The sequence below is a fragment of the Erwinia sp. E602 genome, assembly GCF_018141005.1.
Lineage (GTDB): Bacteria > Pseudomonadota > Gammaproteobacteria > Enterobacterales > Enterobacteriaceae > Erwinia.
Genome location: NZ_CP046582.1, coordinates 2618593 through 2637861, shown reverse-complemented (window position 1 = coordinate 2637861; position 19269 = coordinate 2618593). Strand labels below are relative to the sequence as shown.

Annotated in this window: 16 protein-coding genes and 2 tRNA genes; 11 read left to right on the top strand and 7 right to left on the bottom strand. The window is 57.7% G+C overall.

The genetic code is table 11. From position 1 onward, the window contains the following. Window positions 1-184: 184 nt before the first annotated feature. From GKQ23_RS13440 to GKQ23_RS13430, 3 genes are read left to right on the top strand one after another with little or no spacing between them, the layout of a single operon-like run. Window positions 185-736, top strand: coding sequence for an NAD(P)H nitroreductase (locus tag GKQ23_RS13440; protein ID WP_212408501.1), 552 nt, complete (start codon window positions 185-187; stop codon window positions 734-736). Between the two features lie 12 nt (window positions 737-748). Further along, window positions 749-2671 (top strand): DNA topoisomerase III, encoded by a 1923-nt coding sequence (locus GKQ23_RS13435; protein ID WP_056242125.1) that lies wholly within the window; start codon window positions 749-751, stop codon window positions 2669-2671. After that, window positions 2668-2970, top strand: coding sequence for a DUF1496 domain-containing protein (locus tag GKQ23_RS13430; protein ID WP_056242129.1), 303 nt, complete (start codon window positions 2668-2670; stop codon window positions 2968-2970). The genes GKQ23_RS13435 and GKQ23_RS13430 overlap by 4 nt, the downstream gene beginning before the upstream one ends. Before the next feature lie 8 nt (window positions 2971-2978). On the opposite strand, the gene xthA is transcribed toward GKQ23_RS13430, so the two are convergent. The 5 genes from xthA to GKQ23_RS13405 all read right to left on the bottom strand — a co-directional run bounded on the left by xthA (window position 2979) and on the right by GKQ23_RS13405 (window position 5918). Continuing rightward, a complete protein-coding gene (xthA, locus tag GKQ23_RS13425; protein WP_101505734.1) occupies window positions 2979-3785 on the bottom strand; it encodes an exodeoxyribonuclease III in 807 nt (268 codons plus the stop codon). Between the two features lie 335 nt (window positions 3786-4120). Further along, window positions 4121-4205, bottom strand: a tRNA-Tyr gene (locus GKQ23_RS13420). A gap of 130 nt (window positions 4206-4335) precedes the next feature. Continuing rightward, a tRNA-Tyr gene (locus GKQ23_RS13415) sits at window positions 4336-4420 on the bottom strand. Between the two features lie 147 nt (window positions 4421-4567). Then, window positions 4568-5416, bottom strand: a complete 849-nt coding sequence (purU, locus tag GKQ23_RS13410; RefSeq protein WP_056242134.1) for a formyltetrahydrofolate deformylase — start codon at window positions 5414-5416, stop codon at window positions 4568-4570. A 40-nt stretch (window positions 5417-5456) separates the two neighbouring features. After that, on the bottom strand, window positions 5457-5918 hold the full coding sequence (locus GKQ23_RS13405; protein ID WP_056242138.1) for a YchJ family protein: 462 nt from the start codon (window positions 5916-5918) through the stop codon (window positions 5457-5459). Window positions 5919-6014: 96 nt separating this feature from the next. Between GKQ23_RS13405 and rssA the strand changes: the two genes are divergently transcribed. The 5 genes from rssA to GKQ23_RS13380 all read left to right on the top strand — a co-directional run bounded on the left by rssA (window position 6015) and on the right by GKQ23_RS13380 (window position 11511). Beyond that, entirely contained in the window at window positions 6015-6914 is a 900-nt protein-coding gene (gene rssA, locus GKQ23_RS13400; protein WP_056242141.1) for a patatin-like phospholipase RssA, read from the top strand. Between the two features lie 95 nt (window positions 6915-7009). Further along, on the top strand, window positions 7010-8023 hold the full coding sequence (rssB, locus tag GKQ23_RS13395) for a two-component system response regulator RssB (RefSeq protein WP_212408500.1): 1014 nt from the start codon (window positions 7010-7012) through the stop codon (window positions 8021-8023). A gap of 191 nt (window positions 8024-8214) precedes the next feature. Beyond that, window positions 8215-9123: a UTP--glucose-1-phosphate uridylyltransferase GalU gene (galU, locus tag GKQ23_RS13390; RefSeq protein WP_056242148.1), complete on the top strand. Its 909-nt coding sequence runs from the start codon at window positions 8215-8217 to the stop codon at window positions 9121-9123. Between the two features lie 25 nt (window positions 9124-9148). Next, window positions 9149-10489, top strand: a complete 1341-nt coding sequence (locus GKQ23_RS13385; RefSeq protein WP_212408499.1) for a UDP-glucose/GDP-mannose dehydrogenase family protein — start codon at window positions 9149-9151, stop codon at window positions 10487-10489. Between the two features lie 14 nt (window positions 10490-10503). After that, window positions 10504-11511 (top strand): NAD-dependent epimerase, encoded by a 1008-nt coding sequence (locus GKQ23_RS13380; protein ID WP_212408498.1) that lies wholly within the window; start codon window positions 10504-10506, stop codon window positions 11509-11511. A gap of 136 nt (window positions 11512-11647) precedes the next feature. On the opposite strand, the gene hns is transcribed toward GKQ23_RS13380, so the two are convergent. After that, window positions 11648-12055, bottom strand: a complete 408-nt coding sequence (gene hns / locus GKQ23_RS13375; RefSeq protein ID WP_056242155.1) for a histone-like nucleoid-structuring protein H-NS — start codon at window positions 12053-12055, stop codon at window positions 11648-11650. A gap of 286 nt (window positions 12056-12341) precedes the next feature. Between hns and tdk the strand changes: the two genes are divergently transcribed. Next, a complete protein-coding gene (gene tdk, locus GKQ23_RS13370; protein ID WP_056242158.1) occupies window positions 12342-12956 on the top strand; it encodes a thymidine kinase in 615 nt (204 codons plus the stop codon). A 129-nt stretch (window positions 12957-13085) separates the two neighbouring features. Here tdk and adhE read toward each other — a convergent pair whose 3' ends face one another. After that, entirely contained in the window at window positions 13086-15764 is a 2679-nt protein-coding gene (adhE, locus tag GKQ23_RS13365) for a bifunctional acetaldehyde-CoA/alcohol dehydrogenase (RefSeq protein WP_212408497.1), read from the bottom strand. 462 nt (window positions 15765-16226) lie between these two features. On the opposite strand from adhE, the gene GKQ23_RS13360 reads away from it, so the two are divergent. Together GKQ23_RS13360 and GKQ23_RS13355 are read left to right on the top strand one after the other, a co-directional pair. Then, window positions 16227-16874, top strand: a complete 648-nt coding sequence (locus GKQ23_RS13360; protein WP_056242164.1) for a YchE family NAAT transporter — start codon at window positions 16227-16229, stop codon at window positions 16872-16874. 606 nt (window positions 16875-17480) lie between these two features. Beyond that, window positions 17481-19112 (top strand): ABC transporter substrate-binding protein, encoded by a 1632-nt coding sequence (locus GKQ23_RS13355; RefSeq protein ID WP_212408496.1) that lies wholly within the window; start codon window positions 17481-17483, stop codon window positions 19110-19112. Window positions 19113-19269: the final 157 nt, after the last annotated feature.

Sequence of the window (19269 nt, the reverse complement as noted above, 5' to 3'; positions counted from 1 at the left end):
TCTCCATCGTCGCCATGAATACCCGGCCGCGCCTGCATCAGGGGACGCAGGTCGCAGAGCGGGCAGTAATGCAGACATCCTAATTAGCAGGGGCGGAATTGTCAGCATTAAAAAGCGCAAAGCTGTAACAAATCATCATCCTGTGCTAGTTTCAGCGCAACGTTTCCCAAGTCAGGAGAAAGTGATGGACGCTCTGGAATTACTGGTTAATCGCCGTTCGGCATCACGGTTAGCGGCGCCGGCACCGGCAGGTGAGGCGCTGGACAACATTCTGCGCGCGGGCATGCGCGCCCCGGACCACGGCGCGCTGCAGCCGTGGCGCTTTATCATCGTTGAAAACGACGGCCGCGAGCGCTTCAGCGCCCTACTGGAGCAGGTGGCCCGCGACGGCGGCCAGGACGATAAGGCGATTGAGAAAGCGCAGCAGGCCCCGTTCCGCGCGCCGATGATCATTACCGTGGTGGCGCACTGCGACGACCATCCGAAGGTGCCGCGCTGGGAGCAGCTGGTCTCTGCCGGCTGTGCGGTGATGGCGATGCAGATGGCCGCCGTGGCCCAGGGCTTTAACGGCATCTGGCGCAGCGGGGCCTGGACGGAAAATCAGGCGGTACGTGAGGCGTTCGGCTGCCGCGATGAGGATGCCATCGTCGGTTTCCTCTATCTCGGCACCCCGCAACTGAAGTCGTCCACCACCGTGCTGCCGGCCGACAGCGCGCCGTTTGTCCGCTATTTCTGAGTGGCAAGCTGAATGCGTCTGTTTATTGCCGAAAAACCGAGCCTGGCCCGTGCCATCGCGGACGTGCTGCCCAAACCCCACCGGCGCGGTGACGGTTATATTGCCTGTGGCAACGACCAGGTGGTTACCTGGTGCGTCGGCCACCTGTTAGAACAGGCGCAGCCTGACAACTACGACAGCCGCTTTGCCCGCTGGTCGCTCGCCGACCTGCCGATCGTGCCCGAGAAGTGGCAGCTGAAGCCGCGTCCGTCGGTGGCGAAGCAGCTGGGGGTAATTAAAAAGCTGCTGGCGGAGGCCAGCGAGGTGGTGCACGCCGGTGACCCGGACCGTGAAGGCCAGCTGCTGGTGGATGAGGTGCTCGACTACCTGACGCTGCCGGCGGAGAAGCGCAGCCGCGTGCAGCGCTGCCTGATCAACGACCTTAACCCGCAGGCGGTAGAGCGTGCTATCGGCCGCCTGCGCGAAAACCGCGAATTTATCCCGTTGTGCGTCTCGGCGCTGGCCCGCGCGCGCGCCGACTGGCTGTACGGCATCAATATGACCCGCGCCTACACGCTGCTCGGGCGCAACGCCGGCTACGACGGCGTGCTGTCGGTCGGTCGGGTGCAGACGCCGGTGCTCGGGCTGGTGGTGCGTCGTGATGAAGAGATTGAAAACTTTATCCCGCGCGACTACTTCGAGGTCAAAGCGCATATCGTCACGCCGCAGGATGAGCGTTTTGTGGCGCTGTGGCAGCCGAGCGACGCCTGTGAGCCTTACCAGGATGAAGAGGGGCGCTTGCTGCGCCGCGATCTCGCCGATCACGTGGTGGCACGCATCGGTGGCCAGCCCGCCAACGTCACCAGCTATAACGACAAACGCGAAAACGACACCGCGCCGCTGCCGTTCTCCCTCTCCGCGCTGCAGATCGAAGCGGGCAAACGCTTCGGCCTGAGCGCGCAGACGGTACTGGATACCTGCCAGCGGCTTTATGAAACCCACAAGCTGATTACCTACCCGCGTTCGGACAGCCGTTACCTGCCGGACGAGCATTTTGCCGGCCGCCACGCGGTGCTGAACGCCATCAGCGTGCATCAGCCGCAGCTGACGCCGCCGGCCGATTTCGACAGCGATCGCCGCAACCGCTGCTGGGATGACGGCAAGGTCGATGCCCACCACGCGATTATTCCCACCGCGCGCAGCAGCCGCTGCAACCTGAACGAGAACGAGCAGCAGATCTACCGGCTGATCGCCGTGCAGTACCTGATGCAGTTCTGCCCGGACGCGGTGTTCCGCAAGTGCGTGATCGAGCTGGAGATCGCCGGCGGCAAGTTCGTGGCAAAAGCGCGCTTCCTGGCCGAAGCGGGCTGGCGCGCGCTGCTGGGCAGCAAAGAGCGCGACGAGGAGAACGACGGCACGCCGCTGCCGGTGGTGGCGAAGGGCGACCAGCTGCTGTGCGAGCGCGGCGAGGTGCTGGAGAAACAGACCCAGCCGCCGCGGCCGTTTACCGACGCCACGCTGCTGTCGGCGATGACCGGCATCGCCCGCTTTGTACAGGATAAAGAGCTGAAAAAGGTGCTACGCGCCACCGACGGCCTCGGCACCGAGGCCACCCGCGCCGGTATCATTGAGCTGCTGTTCCGCCGCACCTTCCTGTTTAAGCAGGGGCGCTACATCCACTCCAGCCCGGCGGGACGGGCGCTGATCCACTCGCTGCCGGAGATGGCGGCCCGGCCGGATATGACCGCTCAGTGGGAGTCAACGCTGACCAAAATCAGCGAGAAGCAGTGCCGCTATCAGGACTTTATGCATCCGCTGGTTGAGACGCTGCATAACCTGATTGGCCAGGCCAAACGGCAGCCCGCCGCGCACGCCTTCCGTGGACTGCCGGCACCTGCCGCCGCCGCGAAAAAACCCCGCCGTAAAGCGACCACAGCGAAGAGGAGCCCGACATGAAAGGTGTAGTGAACGCGGTATTATTGCTGGCGACGCTGACGGCAGCGGCCCAGGCGCAGCAGAGCTATATCAGCAGCGGCCATAACGGCCAGCAGGGCGGTGCGGTGGTGGTTGACGTGCCGCCGGAGGTATTTAACCGCGGCGGCGACAGCGCGGCCCCCTGCCAGCGCTGCTGCATTTATGAGAACCGCAGCTACAGCGAAGGTGCGGTGCTGAAGACGGAAGGGGTACTGCTGCAGTGCGTGCGCGATGAGCAGAGCCTGGGCACCAGTAATCTGATCTGGCGGATAGTGAAATAACCCTGCAATCAGAAGCTGAACTCTGCCCATACCGGCGCATGGTCTGAAGGTTTTTCCATGCTGCGGATCTCATAGTCGATGCCGGTCGCCGTACAGCGATCGGCCAGCGACTGGCTGGCCAGCAGCAGATCGATGCGCAGGCCGCGGTTGTCGTCAAAGCCCTTCGAACGATAGTCAAACCAGGAGAAACGGTCGTTGACCCCGGCGTTCTGTACCCGCCAGGTATCGACCAGCCCCCAGCCGAGCAGACGGTCCATCCACTCACGCTCTTCCGGCAGGAACGAGCACTTGCCGGTGCGCAGCCAGCGCTTGCGGTTCTCTTCACCAATACCGATGTCGAGGTCGGTGCTGCTGATATTCATATCGCCCATGATCAGCACCGGGTTGCTGGCCTGCTGCTGCTGCAGCAGATAGTCCTGCAGGTCGCGATAAAACTTCTCCTTGGCCGGGAACTTGGTCGGGTGGTCACGGCTTTCGCCCTGCGGGAAGTAGCCGTTAATTACCGTCAGCGGCCCCAGCGGACTGTCGATATCCGCCATGATGATGCGGCGCTGCGCGTCTTCTTCATCGCCGGGAAAACCGCGGCGTACGGCGATTGGCGCGGCTTTGGTCAGCAGCGCCACGCCGTAGTGGCCTTTCTGCCCGTGATAAAACACGTGGTAGCCGAGTTTTGCCACCTCTTCCAGCGGAAACATATCATCGTGGACCTTGGTTTCCTGCAGGCCGATCACGTCAGGCTGGTGCTGTTCTACCAGCGCCTGCAGCTGGTGCGGACGGGCGCGCAGCCCATTGATATTAAACGAGACAAATTTCATAGTGGCGGCCAGGTAGCATTCAATTGAGGCGGGAATGGTAGCAAAATCTGCCGGGAAAATGAATGACGGCAGATCGAAAGACCGGATAAGGTACGCCCTGACCCGATCGGTCCTCGCAGGGCTGAGTTGTGACGGACAGAGATGCAGCGGAAAGGCAACGGCAAGCCGGCAACGGGATCGGCATGGAAGACAGAACGCGTATGACTCAGGCAACCGGGAAATAAATATGGAGCGGGATGATTACAGTGGAGCAGGGTGATAACAGGTAAAAAGGGAGATCAAAGTGAAACAGAGAGATTCAGGTGAAAGAAGGTAACGCAGAGGGCGGTCAGAAATGGTGGTGGGGGAAGGATTCGAACCTTCGAAGTCGATGACGGCAGATTTACAGTCTGCTCCCTTTGGCCGCTCGGGAACCCCACCAGGGGAAGCGTGTTAACTCAGCAACAGCGGTATCAGTGCCTGCTGTCCGTCAGGACTTAAGCGTCTTATCAACCCGGCCCGGGTGATAAATCTGAGAAGCCATCTTCAGCCGCTGGTCAGGTGAAGAAGATGGTGGTGGGGGAAGGATTCGAACCTTCGAAGTCGATGACGGCAGATTTACAGTCTGCTCCCTTTGGCCGCTCGGGAACCCCACCACTACTGGCCTTGCTGCTGTGCGTGTTAAGCGGGGCGCATCATATCAAATGCGATGACGCTGTAAAGCCCCGATTTGCATAAATGAATCCGTTTGCAGGATTTTTGCACATGATGCTGTTTTGTCAGCCAAAACAGCATCATGTGGCTTACAGAATAATGGTGCGGTTACCGTAGACAAACACCCGCTGCGCCAGTACCTGGTACAGCGCACGGCTGAGGGCGTTTTTCTCCACGTCACGACCGGCGCGCATCATATCTTCGGCGGTGTAGGTGTGATCGACGTGGATCACGTCCTGCATGATGATCGGGCCTTCATCCAGATTGTCATTCACGTAGTGCGCGGTGGCACCGATAATCTTCACGCCGCGCTCATATGCCTGGTGATACGGACGCGCACCGATAAACGCCGGCAGGAACGAGTGGTGAATATTGATGATCTGGTTCGGATAACGCTGCACAAAGCCCGGCGTCAGCACGCGCATATATTTTGCCAGCACCACGTAGTCCGGCTGATAGCGGTCAATCTCTGCGGCCATTCTGGTGTCGTGATCGTCGCGGGTCAGACCTTCGTGACTGACCAGCACGAACGGAATATCAAAACGTTCGACCAGCGTGCGCAGCGTTTCATGGTTGCCGATCACCGCAGCGATCTCCACGTCGAGCCCGCCGTATGCGCTTTTCATCAGCAGGTCGCCGAGGCAGTGCGCCTCTTTGGTCACCAGAATCACGATGCGGCGGCGGCCGGCAGGCTGCAGCTCACGCACGGAACCGACCGGCAGCGCGCTGTCGAGATCGGCCAGCAGGGTGCTGTCGTTAAAGATGCCTTCCAGCTCGGTGCGCATAAAGAAGCGCCCGGTGCGGTGGTCGACGAATTCATTGTTCTGCACAATGTTCAGTTCGTGCTTGTAACAGATATTGGTGATCTTGGCGATCAGCCCTTTAGCATCCGGGCAGATGGTGCGTAGTACTTTTCGTTGCATGGTTTGCGCTTGCATTGCGATGGTAATCCTGTCGATACAAAAGGGAAATCAGGGGTCAAGACTGACCACAGCACTTCTTATATTTACTGCCGGAACCGCACGGGCAGCGGTCGTTGCGGCCGACCGGCGGGAACACGCCGTCGATATAGTACCAGCGTTGATCCTCACGAAGGAAGCGTGAACGTTCATATATAAAGCGTTTATCTTCTTTTTCGAGGAATTGCGCGCAGAACGTCACGTAGCCCTCGTTGCCGCCGGGCTGCAGGGCGGTTTCAATCACCCGCAAACCCAGCCAGCGCGTCTGCGCGTAGCTCTCTTCGATACTGTCGGCGAAACGGGCGGCGTTACAGCTGGGGTGCCAGCTGGCCACCAGGTAGCCCGTCTGCTGCCTGACATAGGCGCTGTAGCGCGAGCGCATCAGCGCTTCAGGCGTCGCGGGATGGGACGTCCCGTTTAGATACGGCTCGCAACATAGGTTATACTGCGATCCGCTCCCGCATGGACAAGGTTCAGACACGGTTGACTCCGGTGATATGGGTCGTAAAAGTGGATGGCGCATGGTAACTGACGCAATGCGGTGATGTCATTTTTGTTATGTAAGACCAGGGGTGGAATGCGACAGATAAAAATCGGACTGGCGCTGGGCGCGGGCGCGGCCAAGGGCTGGTCACATATCGGGGTGATCCACGCGCTGGAACGCGCCGGCATCCGCATTGACGTCGTCGCCGGCTGCTCGGTTGGCGCGCTGGTCGGGGCGGCGTATGCCTGCCACCGGCTGAAACCACTGGAAAAATGGGTGCGCTCCTTCAGCTACTGGCAGGTGCTAAGGCTGATGGACTTCTCCTGGCAGCGCGGCGGCCTGCTGCGCGGCGAACGGGTGTTCAGCCACGTGCGCCGGCTGATCGCGGAAGATCAAATTGCCGGCTGCGCATTGCCGTTTGGTGCGGTGACGACTAACCTCAGTACCGGTCGCGAGCTGTGGCTGACCGAAGGCGACCTGCATCAGGCGGTTCGCGCTTCCTGCAGTATGCCGGGGCTGCTGGCTCCGGTCAGCTGGAACGGCTACTGGCTGGTGGATGGCGCGGTGGTTAACCCGGTGCCGGTGTCGCTGACCCGGGCGCTGGGGGCCGACATAGTCATCGCGGTGGATCTGCAGCACGACGCGCACCTGATGCAGCAGGATCTGTTCTCGGTGACGCCGCAGCCCGACGATACGCCACAGGCGAGCAGCTGGGGCGGCCGGCTCCGTCAGCAGCTGGGCCGCATGACCCAGCGCCGCAGCGTGCAGTCGCCGGGTGCGATGGAGATCATGTCGACCTCGATCCAGATCCTTGAGAACCGTCTGAAACGTAGCCGTATGGCCGGCGATCCGCCGGACGTTCAGCTGCAGCCGTTCTGTCCGCAAATATCGACGCTGGACTTCCACCGCGCGGACGAAGCCATAGAGGCCGGGCGTCTGGCGGTGGAGAAAAAGCTGGATGAACTGTTACCTCTGATTCGTGACAGACAATAACGTGGTCAAATGAGACTGTTACTTAGGCCAATTCTGACAGGCACAATGTCAATTTTTGAACCACTATATAGGTATCTGTTATGCCGGGGGGAGCAATGGAAAAACCGTTAAGTGGGAAACGCATTCTAATCGTCGAGGACGAAGCCGTTTTCCGCACCCTGCTGGATAATTTTCTTGTGGCGCTGGGTGCGGTTACCAGCCTGGCTGAAGACGGCGTGCAGGCGCTGGAAAGCCTGAACCATATCATGCCGGATCTGATGATTTGCGACCTGGCGATGCCGCGTATGAACGGTATGGCGCTGGTCGAGCATCTGCGCAGCTCCGGCAATACTTTACCGATTCTGGTGATCTCGGCCACCGAAAATATGGCTGATATCGCCAAAGTTTTACGGCTGGGCGTGCAGGACGTGCTGCTAAAACCGCTGAAAGATCTGGCTCGCCTGCGGGAAGCGGTGTTCGAGTGCCTCTATCCGTCGATGTTTACCTCGCAGGTTGAAGAAGAGGAGCAGCTGTTCCAGGACTGGGACGCGCTGGTCAGCGATCCCCAGGCGGCGGCTAAGCTGCTGCAACAGCTGCAGCCGCCGGTGCAGCAGACCCTCGCCAGCTGTCGCGTTAATTACCGTCAGCTGACCATGGCCGAGCAGCCGGGGCTGGTGCTTGACGTGGCCGCGCTGTCCGAACGCGATCTGGCATTTTACTGCCTTGACGTCACCCGGGCCGGGGATAACGGCGTGCTGGCCGCGCTGCTGCTGCGCGCGCTGTTTAACAGCCTGCTACACGAACAGCTGTCGGGGATGTCGCAGCGGTTGCCGCAGCTGAATACGCTGTTAAGGCAGGTCAACCTGCTGTTGCGGCAGGCTAATCTGCAGGGACAGTTCCCGCTGCTGGTTGGCTATTATCACCGCGAACTGCGCAATCTGATCCTCGTTTCCGCTGGCCTGAACGCCACGCTGACCATTCCCAATCACCAGATCCAGCTCAGCAACGGCGTGCCGCTGGGCACGCTGGGCAGCACCCATCTTAACCAGATCAGCCAGCGCTGTGACGGCTGGCAGTGCCAGGTATGGGGTGCCGGCGGGCGGTTGCGGCTGATGTTGTCTACGGAGTAGGCGGTTCGCCGCCATTTGTCGCGCCGCGGGCAGACAGCGCCTAAGATAACCTTTACAATTGGGTAAAAGTCCTAATTTATGCACAAATGAATATCCAGGATAAATCCGCGTGAATTTGGCTGGTATACTCATTTCGTTTTTAACCAGACAGATCAAGCAATAACTTGAACGGCCTAACGAGAGGTATTTTGATGTCTGCCTATAAGTCTAAAGTAAAAAAAGCGGTTATCCCGGTTGCTGGTTTGGGAACGCGTATGTTGCCTGCTACCAAAGCTATCCCGAAAGAGATGTTGCCTCTGGTGGACAAGCCGTTAATCCAGTACGTGGTTAACGAGTGCATCGCAGCCGGTATCAACGAAATTGTTCTGGTTACCCACTCGTCTAAAAACTCGATCGAAAACCACTTCGATACCAGCTTCGAGCTGGAAGCGATGCTGGAAAAGCGCGTTAAACGTCAGCTGCTGGAAGAGATCCAGTCAATCTGCCCACCGCACGTGACCATCATGCAGGTGCGTCAGGGTCTGGCCAAAGGCCTTGGCCACGCGGTGATGTGTGCCCAGCCGGTGGTTGGCAACGAGCCGTTTGCGGTGATCCTGCCGGACGTGATCCTGGATGAGTACGAATCCGATCTGACCAAAGATAACCTGGCCGACATGATGAAGCGTTTCGATGAGACGGGCCACAGCCAGATCATGGTTGAGCCGGTTGCGGACGTGACCGCTTACGGCGTGGTCGACTGCCAGGGCGCTGAGCTGCAGGCGGGCCAGAGCGCACCGATGGTTGGCGTGGTTGAAAAACCGAAAGCCGATCAGGCTCCCTCTAACCTGGCGGTCGTCGGGCGTTACATTCTCTCTGCCGATATCTGGCCGCTGCTGGCGAAAACCCCTCCGGGCGCCGGTGATGAGATCCAGCTGACCGACTCCATCGCCATGCTGATGGAAAAACAGACCGTCGAAGCCTATCACCTGAAAGGCGTCAGTCACGACTGCGGCAACAAGCTGGGCTACATGCAGGCCTTCGTCGAGTACGGCGTTCGTCACAGCACGCTGGGCGATGATTTCAAGGCGTGGCTGGAAAGCGCCGTCGGCATTAAAAAGTAAGTTTCATTTTAACCGGGACAACTCAATGAAAGTCACCGTATTTGGTATCGGCTATGTCGGTCTGGTTCAGGCTGCGGTTTTAGCCGAAGTCGGCCATGACGTTCTTTGTATCGATGTCGACGCTAACAAAGTCGAGAATCTGAAGAAAGGGATCATTCCAATTTTTGAACCAGGGTTGACGCCGCTGGTTATGCAAAACTATGAGGCCGGTCGCCTCAGGTTTTCCACCAACGCTGAAGAGGGCGTTAACCATGGCGTAATGCAGTTTATCGCCGTGGGCACCCCTCCGGACGAAGACGGCTCTGCGGACCTGAAGTACGTAACCGCCGTCGCCCGCACCATTGCGCAACACATGCGGGACCATAAAGTGGTGCTGGATAAGTCTACCGTGCCGGTCGGCACCGCGGACCGCGTGCGCAAGGTAATGGAAGAAACGCTGCAGGCGCGTGGCCAGAATCTGACCTTTGACGTGGTGTCAAACCCTGAGTTCCTGAAAGAAGGTGCCGCCGTCAGCGACTGCATGCGTCCTGAGCGCATCGTCATCGGTACGGACAATGACGACGTCGTTGAGTTGTTACGCGAGCTGTATGAGCCGTTTAACCGTAATCACGATCGCATGATCCTGATGGATATCCGCAGCGCCGAGCTGACCAAGTACGCCGCGAACTGCATGCTGGCGACCAAAATCAGCTTTATGAACGAAATCTCCAACCTGGCCGAAAGGCTGGGGGCAGATATCGAAAAAGTGCGTCAGGGCATCGGTTCTGACTCACGCATCGGCTACTCGTTTATCTATCCTGGCTGCGGCTACGGTGGATCCTGCTTCCCGAAAGACGTGCAGGCGCTGATCCGCACCGCAGAGCAGATCGGCTACACGCCGCGTCTGCTGCAGGCCGTGGAAGACGTCAACGACGCGCAGAAGAACAAACTGCCGACCTTCATCAAGCATCATTTCGGTGACAATCTGCAGGGCAAAACCTTTGCGCTGTGGGGGCTGTCATTTAAGCCGAATACCGATGACATGCGTGAAGCCTCCAGCCGCGTGCTGATGGAAGCGCTGTGGCAGGCGGGTGCTAAGGTGCAGGCGTTCGATCCGGAAGCTATGGATGAAGCCCAGCGCGTCTACGGCCACCGTGACGATCTGAAGCTGATGGGCACCAAAGAAGCGGCGCTGCAGGGCGCAGATGGCCTGGTGATCTGCACCGAATGGCAGAACTTCCGCGCTCCGGACTTTGACGTGATTAAAAATTCACTGAAAGAAGCCGTGATTTTTGACGGTCGTAACCTGTATGATCCGGAAAGAATCAGCAAGCGCGGCTTCGTTTATTATGCAATCGGCCGCGGAGCATCTCTGAACATTGCATAATATTTGAGGCGAGTATGAAATATCTGGTCACCGGCGCAGCAGGTTTTATTGGCTTTCACGTCACGCAACGTCTGCTTGCCGCCGGTCACCAGGTTGTCGGTCTCGACAACCTGAACGACTATTACGACGTTAATCTGAAGACCGCACGCCTGGCATTGATCGCCGACTGTCCCGACTTCATCTTTATTAAAGCCGACCTTGCCGACCGTGAGGGCATTGCGGCGCTGTTTCGTACCCACGCTCCTCAGCGCGTTATCCACCTGGCTGCCCAGGCCGGGGTGCGTTATTCGCTGGAGAATCCGCTGGCCTATGCTGACGCTAATCTGATCGGGCACCTTAATATCCTGGAAGGCTGCCGTCATCAGCGCGTTGAACACCTGCTGTACGCCTCCTCCAGCTCGGTGTATGGCCTGAACCGCAAGCTGCCGTTCTCTACCGACGATTCCGTAGACCATCCGGTCTCGCTGTATGCTGCGACCAAAAAAGCCAATGAGCTGATGGCGCACACCTATTCCCATCTGTATGCTATTCCGACCACCGGGCTGCGCTTTTTTACCGTTTACGGCCCGTGGGGCCGTCCGGATATGGCGCTGTTCAAATTTACCCGAGCGATGCTGGCGGGCGATGCTATCGACGTCTATAACAACGGCGAAATGCAGCGCGACTTTACCTATATCGATGATATTGCCGAGGCGATTATGCGCCTGCAGGACGTTATTCCCGCAGCGGATAATAACTGGACGGTAGAGAGCGGCAGCCCGGCGACCAGTTCTGCACCTTACCGCGTCTATAATATCGGTAACAGCCAGCCGGTGAAGCTGATGGACTATATTCAGGCGCTGGAGAAGGCGCTCGGTATCGTGGCGGTAAAAAATATGCTGCCGATGCAGCCGGGAGACGTACTGGACACCAGCGCCGATACCCGTGCGCTGTATCAGGCGATCGGATTTAAACCCGCCACCGACGTTGAGCAGGGTGTGGCACGCTTTGTCGACTGGTACCGTGATTTTTACCGGGTCTGATGCCGAAAAGATGCCAAAGAAAAAAGGAAGCCTGAGCTTCCTTTTTTTGTGCCTGGATAAAAATCAAAACAAAAATGGGACCAAATCCCCATCCGGGACGGGGATAATAAGCAGGCCCTGAGCGGTTTACCGCCAATTACAGCAGGAAGTCTTCCAGCTGTTTACCTTGTTCTTCGATCGCTTTTTTAATCACGGCTGGGGTACGGCCCTGGCCGGTCCAGGTTTTCACTTCGCCGTTCTCTTCGGTGTACTGATATTTAGCCGGACGCGCAGCACGTTTCGCTTTACCCGGAGCTTTCGCAACGGTCAGGCTGTTCAGCAATTCGTTAGGGTCGATACCGTCGGCCAGCAGCATTTCGCGGTACTGCTGCAGTTTACGGGTGCGTTCTTCAACTTCAGCCTGGGCGTGGCTGTCTTCCTCACGACGCTCGTTAACCACCACTTCCAGTTTCTCAAGCATCTCTTCCAGGGTTTCCAGGCTGCATTCTCTTGCCTGCGCACGCAGGGTGCGGATATTGTTTAATACTTTAAGCGCTTCGCTCATGGGCCAATTCTCTTAATAATATTGATGGGGATCGTTCTGTCCTGGCAATAATAGTGATGGCGTTTGCGAACTGCAATAGATAATTTTGTAAGAAGTTAAAAACTGCTAATTTCCAGGCATTTTCCCGGTTATGGCAATGCTAAATAGTCACAGACTATAAATAGCGGGCACGGAAGATGTCCACGGCGCCTCGCCGGCAGACAATAAACCAAAAGTGGTGCATCCACCTTCGCCGCGGCTTCATGATACACTGGCGGCCTACAGTTGACTTCCGGAGTGGGGCTTGATGGCTCAGCTATATTTCTATTACTCGGCGATGAATGCCGGTAAATCCACCGCATTACTGCAATCTTCCTATAATTATCAGGAGAGGGGGATGCGTACGCTGGTGTATACCGCAGAAATTGATAACCGCTACGGCGTGGGGACGGTCAGTTCGCGGATTGGCCTTTCTTCTCCAGCCCGGCTTTATAATAACAGCAGTGCATTATTTGACGAAATTAGTCAGCAGCATCAGCTGGAACCGGTTCACTGCGTGCTGGTGGATGAAAGTCAGTTTCTGACCCGTGAACAGGTCAGGGCGCTGGCAGATGTGGTGGATATTCTGGATATACCTGTACTTTGCTACGGCCTGCGTACAGATTTTCGCGGCGAGTTATTCACCGGCAGCCAGTATCTTCTGGCCTGGTCAGATAAGCTGGTGGAGCTGAAAACCATTTGCCACTGCGGCAGGAAAGCCAGCATGGTGCTGCGCCTCGATGAAAAGGGTAAACCCTTTAACGAAGGGGAGCAGGTACAAATTGGCGGGAATGAACGTTACGTTTCGGTGTGCCGTAAACATTATACCGAAGCACTGAACGGCGGTTCAACGCAGGCCATTTTCGGCGGCAAAAAAACCTGATTCTGGAATAATTCCCAACCGTCCACCGGCGTATCGATCCGGCAGGGTGGTCTTTAGTTGATTAGCGCAGCTAACGAATTAAAAAAAACAAACCCGCCGGATGGCGGGTTTATTCGGCTTACAGCGCGATTATCTTCTCGCTTTTTTTAATGCTTTGACGTTGCTGTCAGCGTCAGCCAGCGCCTCTTCAGGCTTAACCCCTTCGCTAAACTTGCGGCCGTAATAGCTGTCCAGCAGGATCTGTTTCAGCTCGGCAATCAGCGGATAACGTGGATTGGCCCCGGTACACTGGTCGTCAAAGGCGTTTTCCGCCAGCTGATCCACCTTCGCCAGGAAATCGGCCTCCTGTACGCCAGCCTCGCGAATCGACGCTGGAATATCCAGCTGTACTTTCAGCTCGTCCAGCCACGCCAGCAGCTTTTCAATTTTCTGCGCGGTGCGGTCGCCCGGTGCGCTGAGGTTCAGATGGTCAGCGACCTCGGCGTAACGACGGCGCGCCTGCGGGCGGTCGTACTGGCTGAACGCCGTCTGCTTGGTCGGGTTATCGTTGGCGTTATAACGAATGACGTTACACAGCAGCAGGGCGTTGGAGAGGCCGTGCGGAATATGGAACTCTGAGCCCAGCTTGTGTGCCATCGAGTGGCAGACGCCAAGGAAGGCGTTGGCAAACGCGATGCCGGCGATGGTGGCGGCATTGTGCACCCGCTCCCTGGCCTGCGGATTTTTCGCCCCTTCACGGTAGCTGGCCGGCAGGTTTTCCTGCAGCAGTTTCAACGCCTGCAGCGCCTGGCCGTCGGAAAACTCGTTGGCCAGTACCGACACGTAGGCTTCCAGCGAGTGGGTAACCGCATCAATACCGCCGAAGGCACAGAGTGATTTCGGCATATCCATCACCAGGTTGGCATCGACAATCGCCATATTCGGGGTCAGCGCATAGTCGGCCAGCGGGTATTTCTGCCCGGTGGCATCGTCGGTCACCACCGCAAACGGCGTCACTTCAGAACCGGTGCCGGAGGTAGTGGCAATCGCCACCATTTTGGCTTTCACGCCCATTTTTGGGAATTTATAGATGCGTTTACGGATGTCCATAAAGCGCAGCGCCAGCTCTTCGAAATGGGTTTCCGGGTGCTCGTACATTACCCACATGATTTTCGCCGCGTCCATCGGGGAACCGCCGCCGAGGGCGATAATCACGTCAGGCTTAAAGGCGTGCATCTGTTCTGCGCCTTTACGCACCGTGGTCAGCGTCGGGTCCGCTTCCACTTCGAAGAACACGTCCGTTTCCACGCCGTGCGACTTCAGCACGCGGGTTACCTGCTCGGTATAGCCGTTGTTAAACAGGAAACGGTCGGTAACGATAAACGCGCGTTTTGCGCCGTCGCTGGCCACTTCATCCAGCGCGATGGGCAGGGAGCCGCGGCGGAAGTAGATGGATTCAGGAAGCTTGTGCCACAACATATTTTCTGCTCGCTTAGCCACGGTTTTTCTGTTGATCAGATGTTTCGGGCCAACGTTCTCAGAGATAGAGTTGCCCCCCCATGAGCCACAGCCCAGCGTCAGCGACGGTGCCAGCTTGAAGTTGTACAGATCGCCGATACCACCCTGGGACGCTGGCGTGTTGATCAGGATACGCGCCGTTTTCATCCGCTCGCCGAACAGGCCCACGCGCTCGCGCTGGTTATCCTGGTCGGTATACAGGCAGGAGGTATGGCCGATGCCGCCCATCGCCACCAGCTGTTCGGCTTTGCCGACCGCATCGCTGAAGTCTTTCGCCCGGTACATCGCCAGCAGCGGCGACAGTTTTTCGTGGGCAAAAGGTTCAGACTCATCAATCAGCTGTACTTCACCGATCAGAATTTTGGTGCCGGCCGGCACGCTGATACCGGCTAAGGCAGCAATCTGCTCCGCCGACTGGCCGACGATCGCCGCGTTCAGCGCGCCGTTTTTCAGGATCACCGCCTGCACCGCCCTGAGCGCATCGCCCTGCAGCAGGTAGCCGCCGTGGCTGGCGAAACGTTCGCGCACCGCATCATAGACGCTGCCGACCACGATCACCGACTGCTCGGAGGCGCAGATCACGCCGTTGTCGAAGGTTTTTGACATCAGAATCGACGCTACTGCACGTTTGATATCGGCGGTTTCATCAATCACCACCGGCGTGTTACCCGCGCCGACGCCGATGGCCGGTTTACCGGAGCTGTAAGCGGCTTTCACCATGCCCGGACCACCGGTGGCGAGGATCAGGTTGATATCCGGGTGGTGCATTAACTGACTGGAGAGATCAACTGTGGGCGCATCGATCCAGCCGATAATATCTGCCGGGGCACCGGCCGCCACGGCGGCACGCAGCACAATCTCAGCGGCTTTATTGGTGGCATCTTTAGCACGCGGGTGCGGGGAGAAAATGATGCCGTTGCGGGTTTTCAGGCTGATTAGCGCTTTAAAGATCGCGGTGGAGGTTGGGTTGGTGGTTGGCACGATGCCGCAGATCAGCCCGACGGGCTCGGCGATAATCATGGTGCCGAAGGTGTCATCGCTACTCAGCACGCCGCAGGTCTGTTCATCCTTGTAGGCGTTGTAAATGTACTCTGAGGCGAAGTGGTTTTTGATCACCTTATCTTCAACGATGCCCATGCCCGACTCGGCAACGGCCAGTTTGGCCAGCGGAATACGCGCATCGGCGGCGGCGAGGGCGGCAGCGCGGAAAATCCGGTCTACCTGAGACTGGGTGAAGCTGGCGTACTGCTGCTGAGCCAGTTTGACCCGGGCGACGAGCGCATTCAGTTCAGCGACATTAGTAACGGCCATAATAGCTCTCCTGATGGAAGTTTAAACTCTGTTAGTAAACCGGCTGCTGCCCGAGAGAGGGAAAGGCCATCCGGTTCAGACAAGGTCTGCGAAATGGCGTCAGGGCGGTTTACTAACAGCGTCTTTGTGGCTCTCCTCAGTGCCTGTATTCCGTGTCGAGGTTAGATTTATCTGATGCCTAAGCATAGTCACTGCCACCCGGGAAAATACTGATGCAGATCATGAAAAGTGCAAGCTGACACCATTCAGCATGGATAAAAAACGATCCGGATCAATAACGCCTGCCCGTCAGCGGCGTGCAGCGGGCCTGGGCGCTGCACGCCGAGAGCTGGCAGCAGCAGGCATGGTGAGAAAATGCGTTATTTCAATAAATTGCAGGATAACTGACGGTGTCGTCCCTGCTTCAGATATACTTTACGCCAGCGCGTTACCTCATTTTATTACGTTTGTTCAGGAGCTGCCGTGAACCCTGCTATTTCAGACCTCTCCGTCTATATCAAATTCTTTATCGGCCTGTTTGCCCTGGTCAACCCGATCGGCATCATCCCGGTGTTTATCAGTATGACCAGCTATCAACCGCCTGCCGCCAGAAACAAAACCAACCTGACCGCCAACCTGTCGGTGGCGATCATTCTGTGGACCTCGCTGTTCCTCGGCGACGCCATTCTGCGCGTATTCGGTATCTCCATCGACTCGTTCCGTATTGCCGGCGGCATCCTGGTGGTGACCATAGCCATGTCGATGATCAGCGGCAAGCTGGGGGAGGATAAACAGAATAAACAGGAGAAGTCGGAGACGGCGATCCGCGAAAGTATCGGCGTGGTGCCGCTGGCGCTGCCGCTGATGGCCGGGCCGGGTGCCATCAGCTCGACCATCGTCTGGAGCAGCCGTTATCACAACTGGCAGAACCTGCTGGGCTTCAGCCTGGCGATCGCGCTCTTTGCCTTCTGCTGCTGGCTGGTGTTCCGCGCCGCACCCTTAATGGTGCGGCTGCTGGGGCAGACCGGCATCAACGTGGTCACGCGCATAATGGGCTTGCTGCTAATGGCTCTGGGGATTGAGTTTGTCGTCACCGGGGTGAAGGCGCTGTTCCCCGGACTGTCGGCCTGAACGAATTATCCTGTGTAAAATGCAAAAGGCGCATAATATGCGCTTTTTTTTTTATGCGTTGAATTTGATGCACCATAACGGTGCATAAAAGGGATTATTTGCACCATTTTAGGATCGTTATCTGATTTTCTTATTTAACCCACCTCTGAATTAGTTGTTTTAATGAAAATGACTTTTCATCGCAGGTCGTTATGGCGGCATGTGATCTCTCTCACCTTTTTGTTATTCCTTAAAAAGTCACAAATGCAGCATTATTGTCTGGTTAAAAATAGCAATGCTGATTTTTGCGCTGTTTTGCACTTCTCTGGCGATGTTGAATAAATTTTTCCCTTGAATTAGTCTTTCTGCGGTAAAAATGCACTTATTTATGTTTTTGTGATTATATATCAATGAGTTATATGATATTTTCCGTTAAAAAATAAGTAAGTGTCCCCGGCATTGATGCGGATAAAAGAGAAATGGTTAACATTTTTGTTAATTGGTCTTAGGGAAAAGGCCTTTGCTCTGCTAGTTTTTTCCAAAAGGTGCAACAACTGGCACCGGATGTGCAGTATCACAACGGACTCGGCTGCCAAAGCCTGAGGTAAGTCGATGGAGGGATTCATAATGAACCAGTTTTTGTCAGCCTGTGCCGCAGGCAGCGGTGTGCTGTTGCTGGCGTCCGCTGCACTGCCGGTGACGGCGGCGCAGGTCCCCGCCGGGGTCACGCTTAACCCTGCACAGCAGATGGTGATCAATAACGGCACCGAGGTGGCGACCCTCGACCCGCAAAAGAATCAGGGCGTGCCCGAGAGTAACGTGATGGTTAACCTGCTGGAGTCGCTGGTCGGCACCGACAATCAGGGGCGGCTGGTGCCGGGCGTGGCGGAGAGCTGGCAACAGCAGCAGTTTAAAGTCTGGACCTTTACGCTGCGCGACGATGCTAAATGGAGCAACGGCGACCCGGTCACCGCCGCCGACTTCGTCTGGAGCTGGCAGCGCCTCGGCGATCCTAAAACCGCCTCGCCCTATGCCAGCCTGCTGCATGACGCGCATCTGCTGAACGCCGACGCGGTCATCGCCGGCAAGCTGCCGGTCAGCGAGCTGGGGGTGAAGGCGCTGGACGACCGCCACCTGCAGGTGACCCTGAGCGCGCCGGTGCCCTGGTTCCTGGCGATGGCGGCCAACACCGCCCTCAGCCCGGTGCACCGTAAAACGGTGGAGCAGTGGGGCGATAAGTGGACGCTGCCTGAGCACTACGTTGGCAACGGTGCCTACCGGCTCAGCCAGTGGGTGGTTAACGAAAAAATCGTGGTGACCCGCAATCCGCACTACTGGAACAACGCCAGAACGGTAATTGAGCAGGGCACCTTTCTGCCGATCGCCTCATCATCCAGCGCCATTAATCGCTACCTGAGCGGTGAAATCGATATGACCGAAGGGGCGCTGCCGCCGGAACGCTTTGCACAGCTGAAAAAAGATCTCGGTAGCCAGGTACACGTCAATCCGCTGCTCTGCACCTTCCTCTATCAGCTGAACAGCGGCCGGCCGCCGTTTAACGATCAACGGGTGCGCACGGCGGTGAAGATGACGCTGGATCGCGACATTATCGCCAACAGGATTATGGGCCAGGGGCAGATCCCGGCGTACTCGCTGACGCCGCCGTTCACCCGCGGCGCCAGCCTCAGCCCGCCGGCCTGGTTCGGGCTGAGCCAGGCCGAGCGCAATCAGCAGGCGCGGGCGCTGCTGGCGGAAGCCGGCTACGGCGCGGCCAATCCGCTGCGCTTCTCGCTGCTTTACAACACCTCCGACGTGAATCAGAAGCAGGCGATTGCGGCGGCCTCGATGTGGAAAAAGAACCTCGGCGCCGAGGTCACGCTGCAGAACCAGGAGTGGAAAACCTCGCTGGACAGCGTGCGACAGGGGCAGTATGACGCGGCGCGCGCCACCTGGTGCGGCGACTATAACGACCCCGCCAGCTTTCTGACCATGATGCTCAGCCACTCGTCCAGCAACACCTTTTTCTATCGCAGCCCGGCGTTTGACCAGCTGATGCAGCAGTCGCTGACCGCCGGCGATGATGCCGCCCGTGCGGCGATCTACCAGCAGGCCGAACGCCAGCTGGATAACGACTCTGCGCTGGTGCCGGTCTACTACCGGGTCAGCGCACGGCTGATTAAACCCTGGGTCGGCGGCTTTACCGGCCGCGACCCGGCCGATCTCACCAACCTGAAATACTATTATCTGACCCAACACTGACCCTGGGGCGTTGCCGTGGGGCGGGGTGATAGCAGCAGTACCACAATAATAAGCAGTAACACGATAACAGGAAGCACCGGGCGGCATCGTTCGTCGCCCGCAGACAGTATCCCGCTAAGGGGGCCGTTCGACGCCCTCACGGGTCATGACCATAACT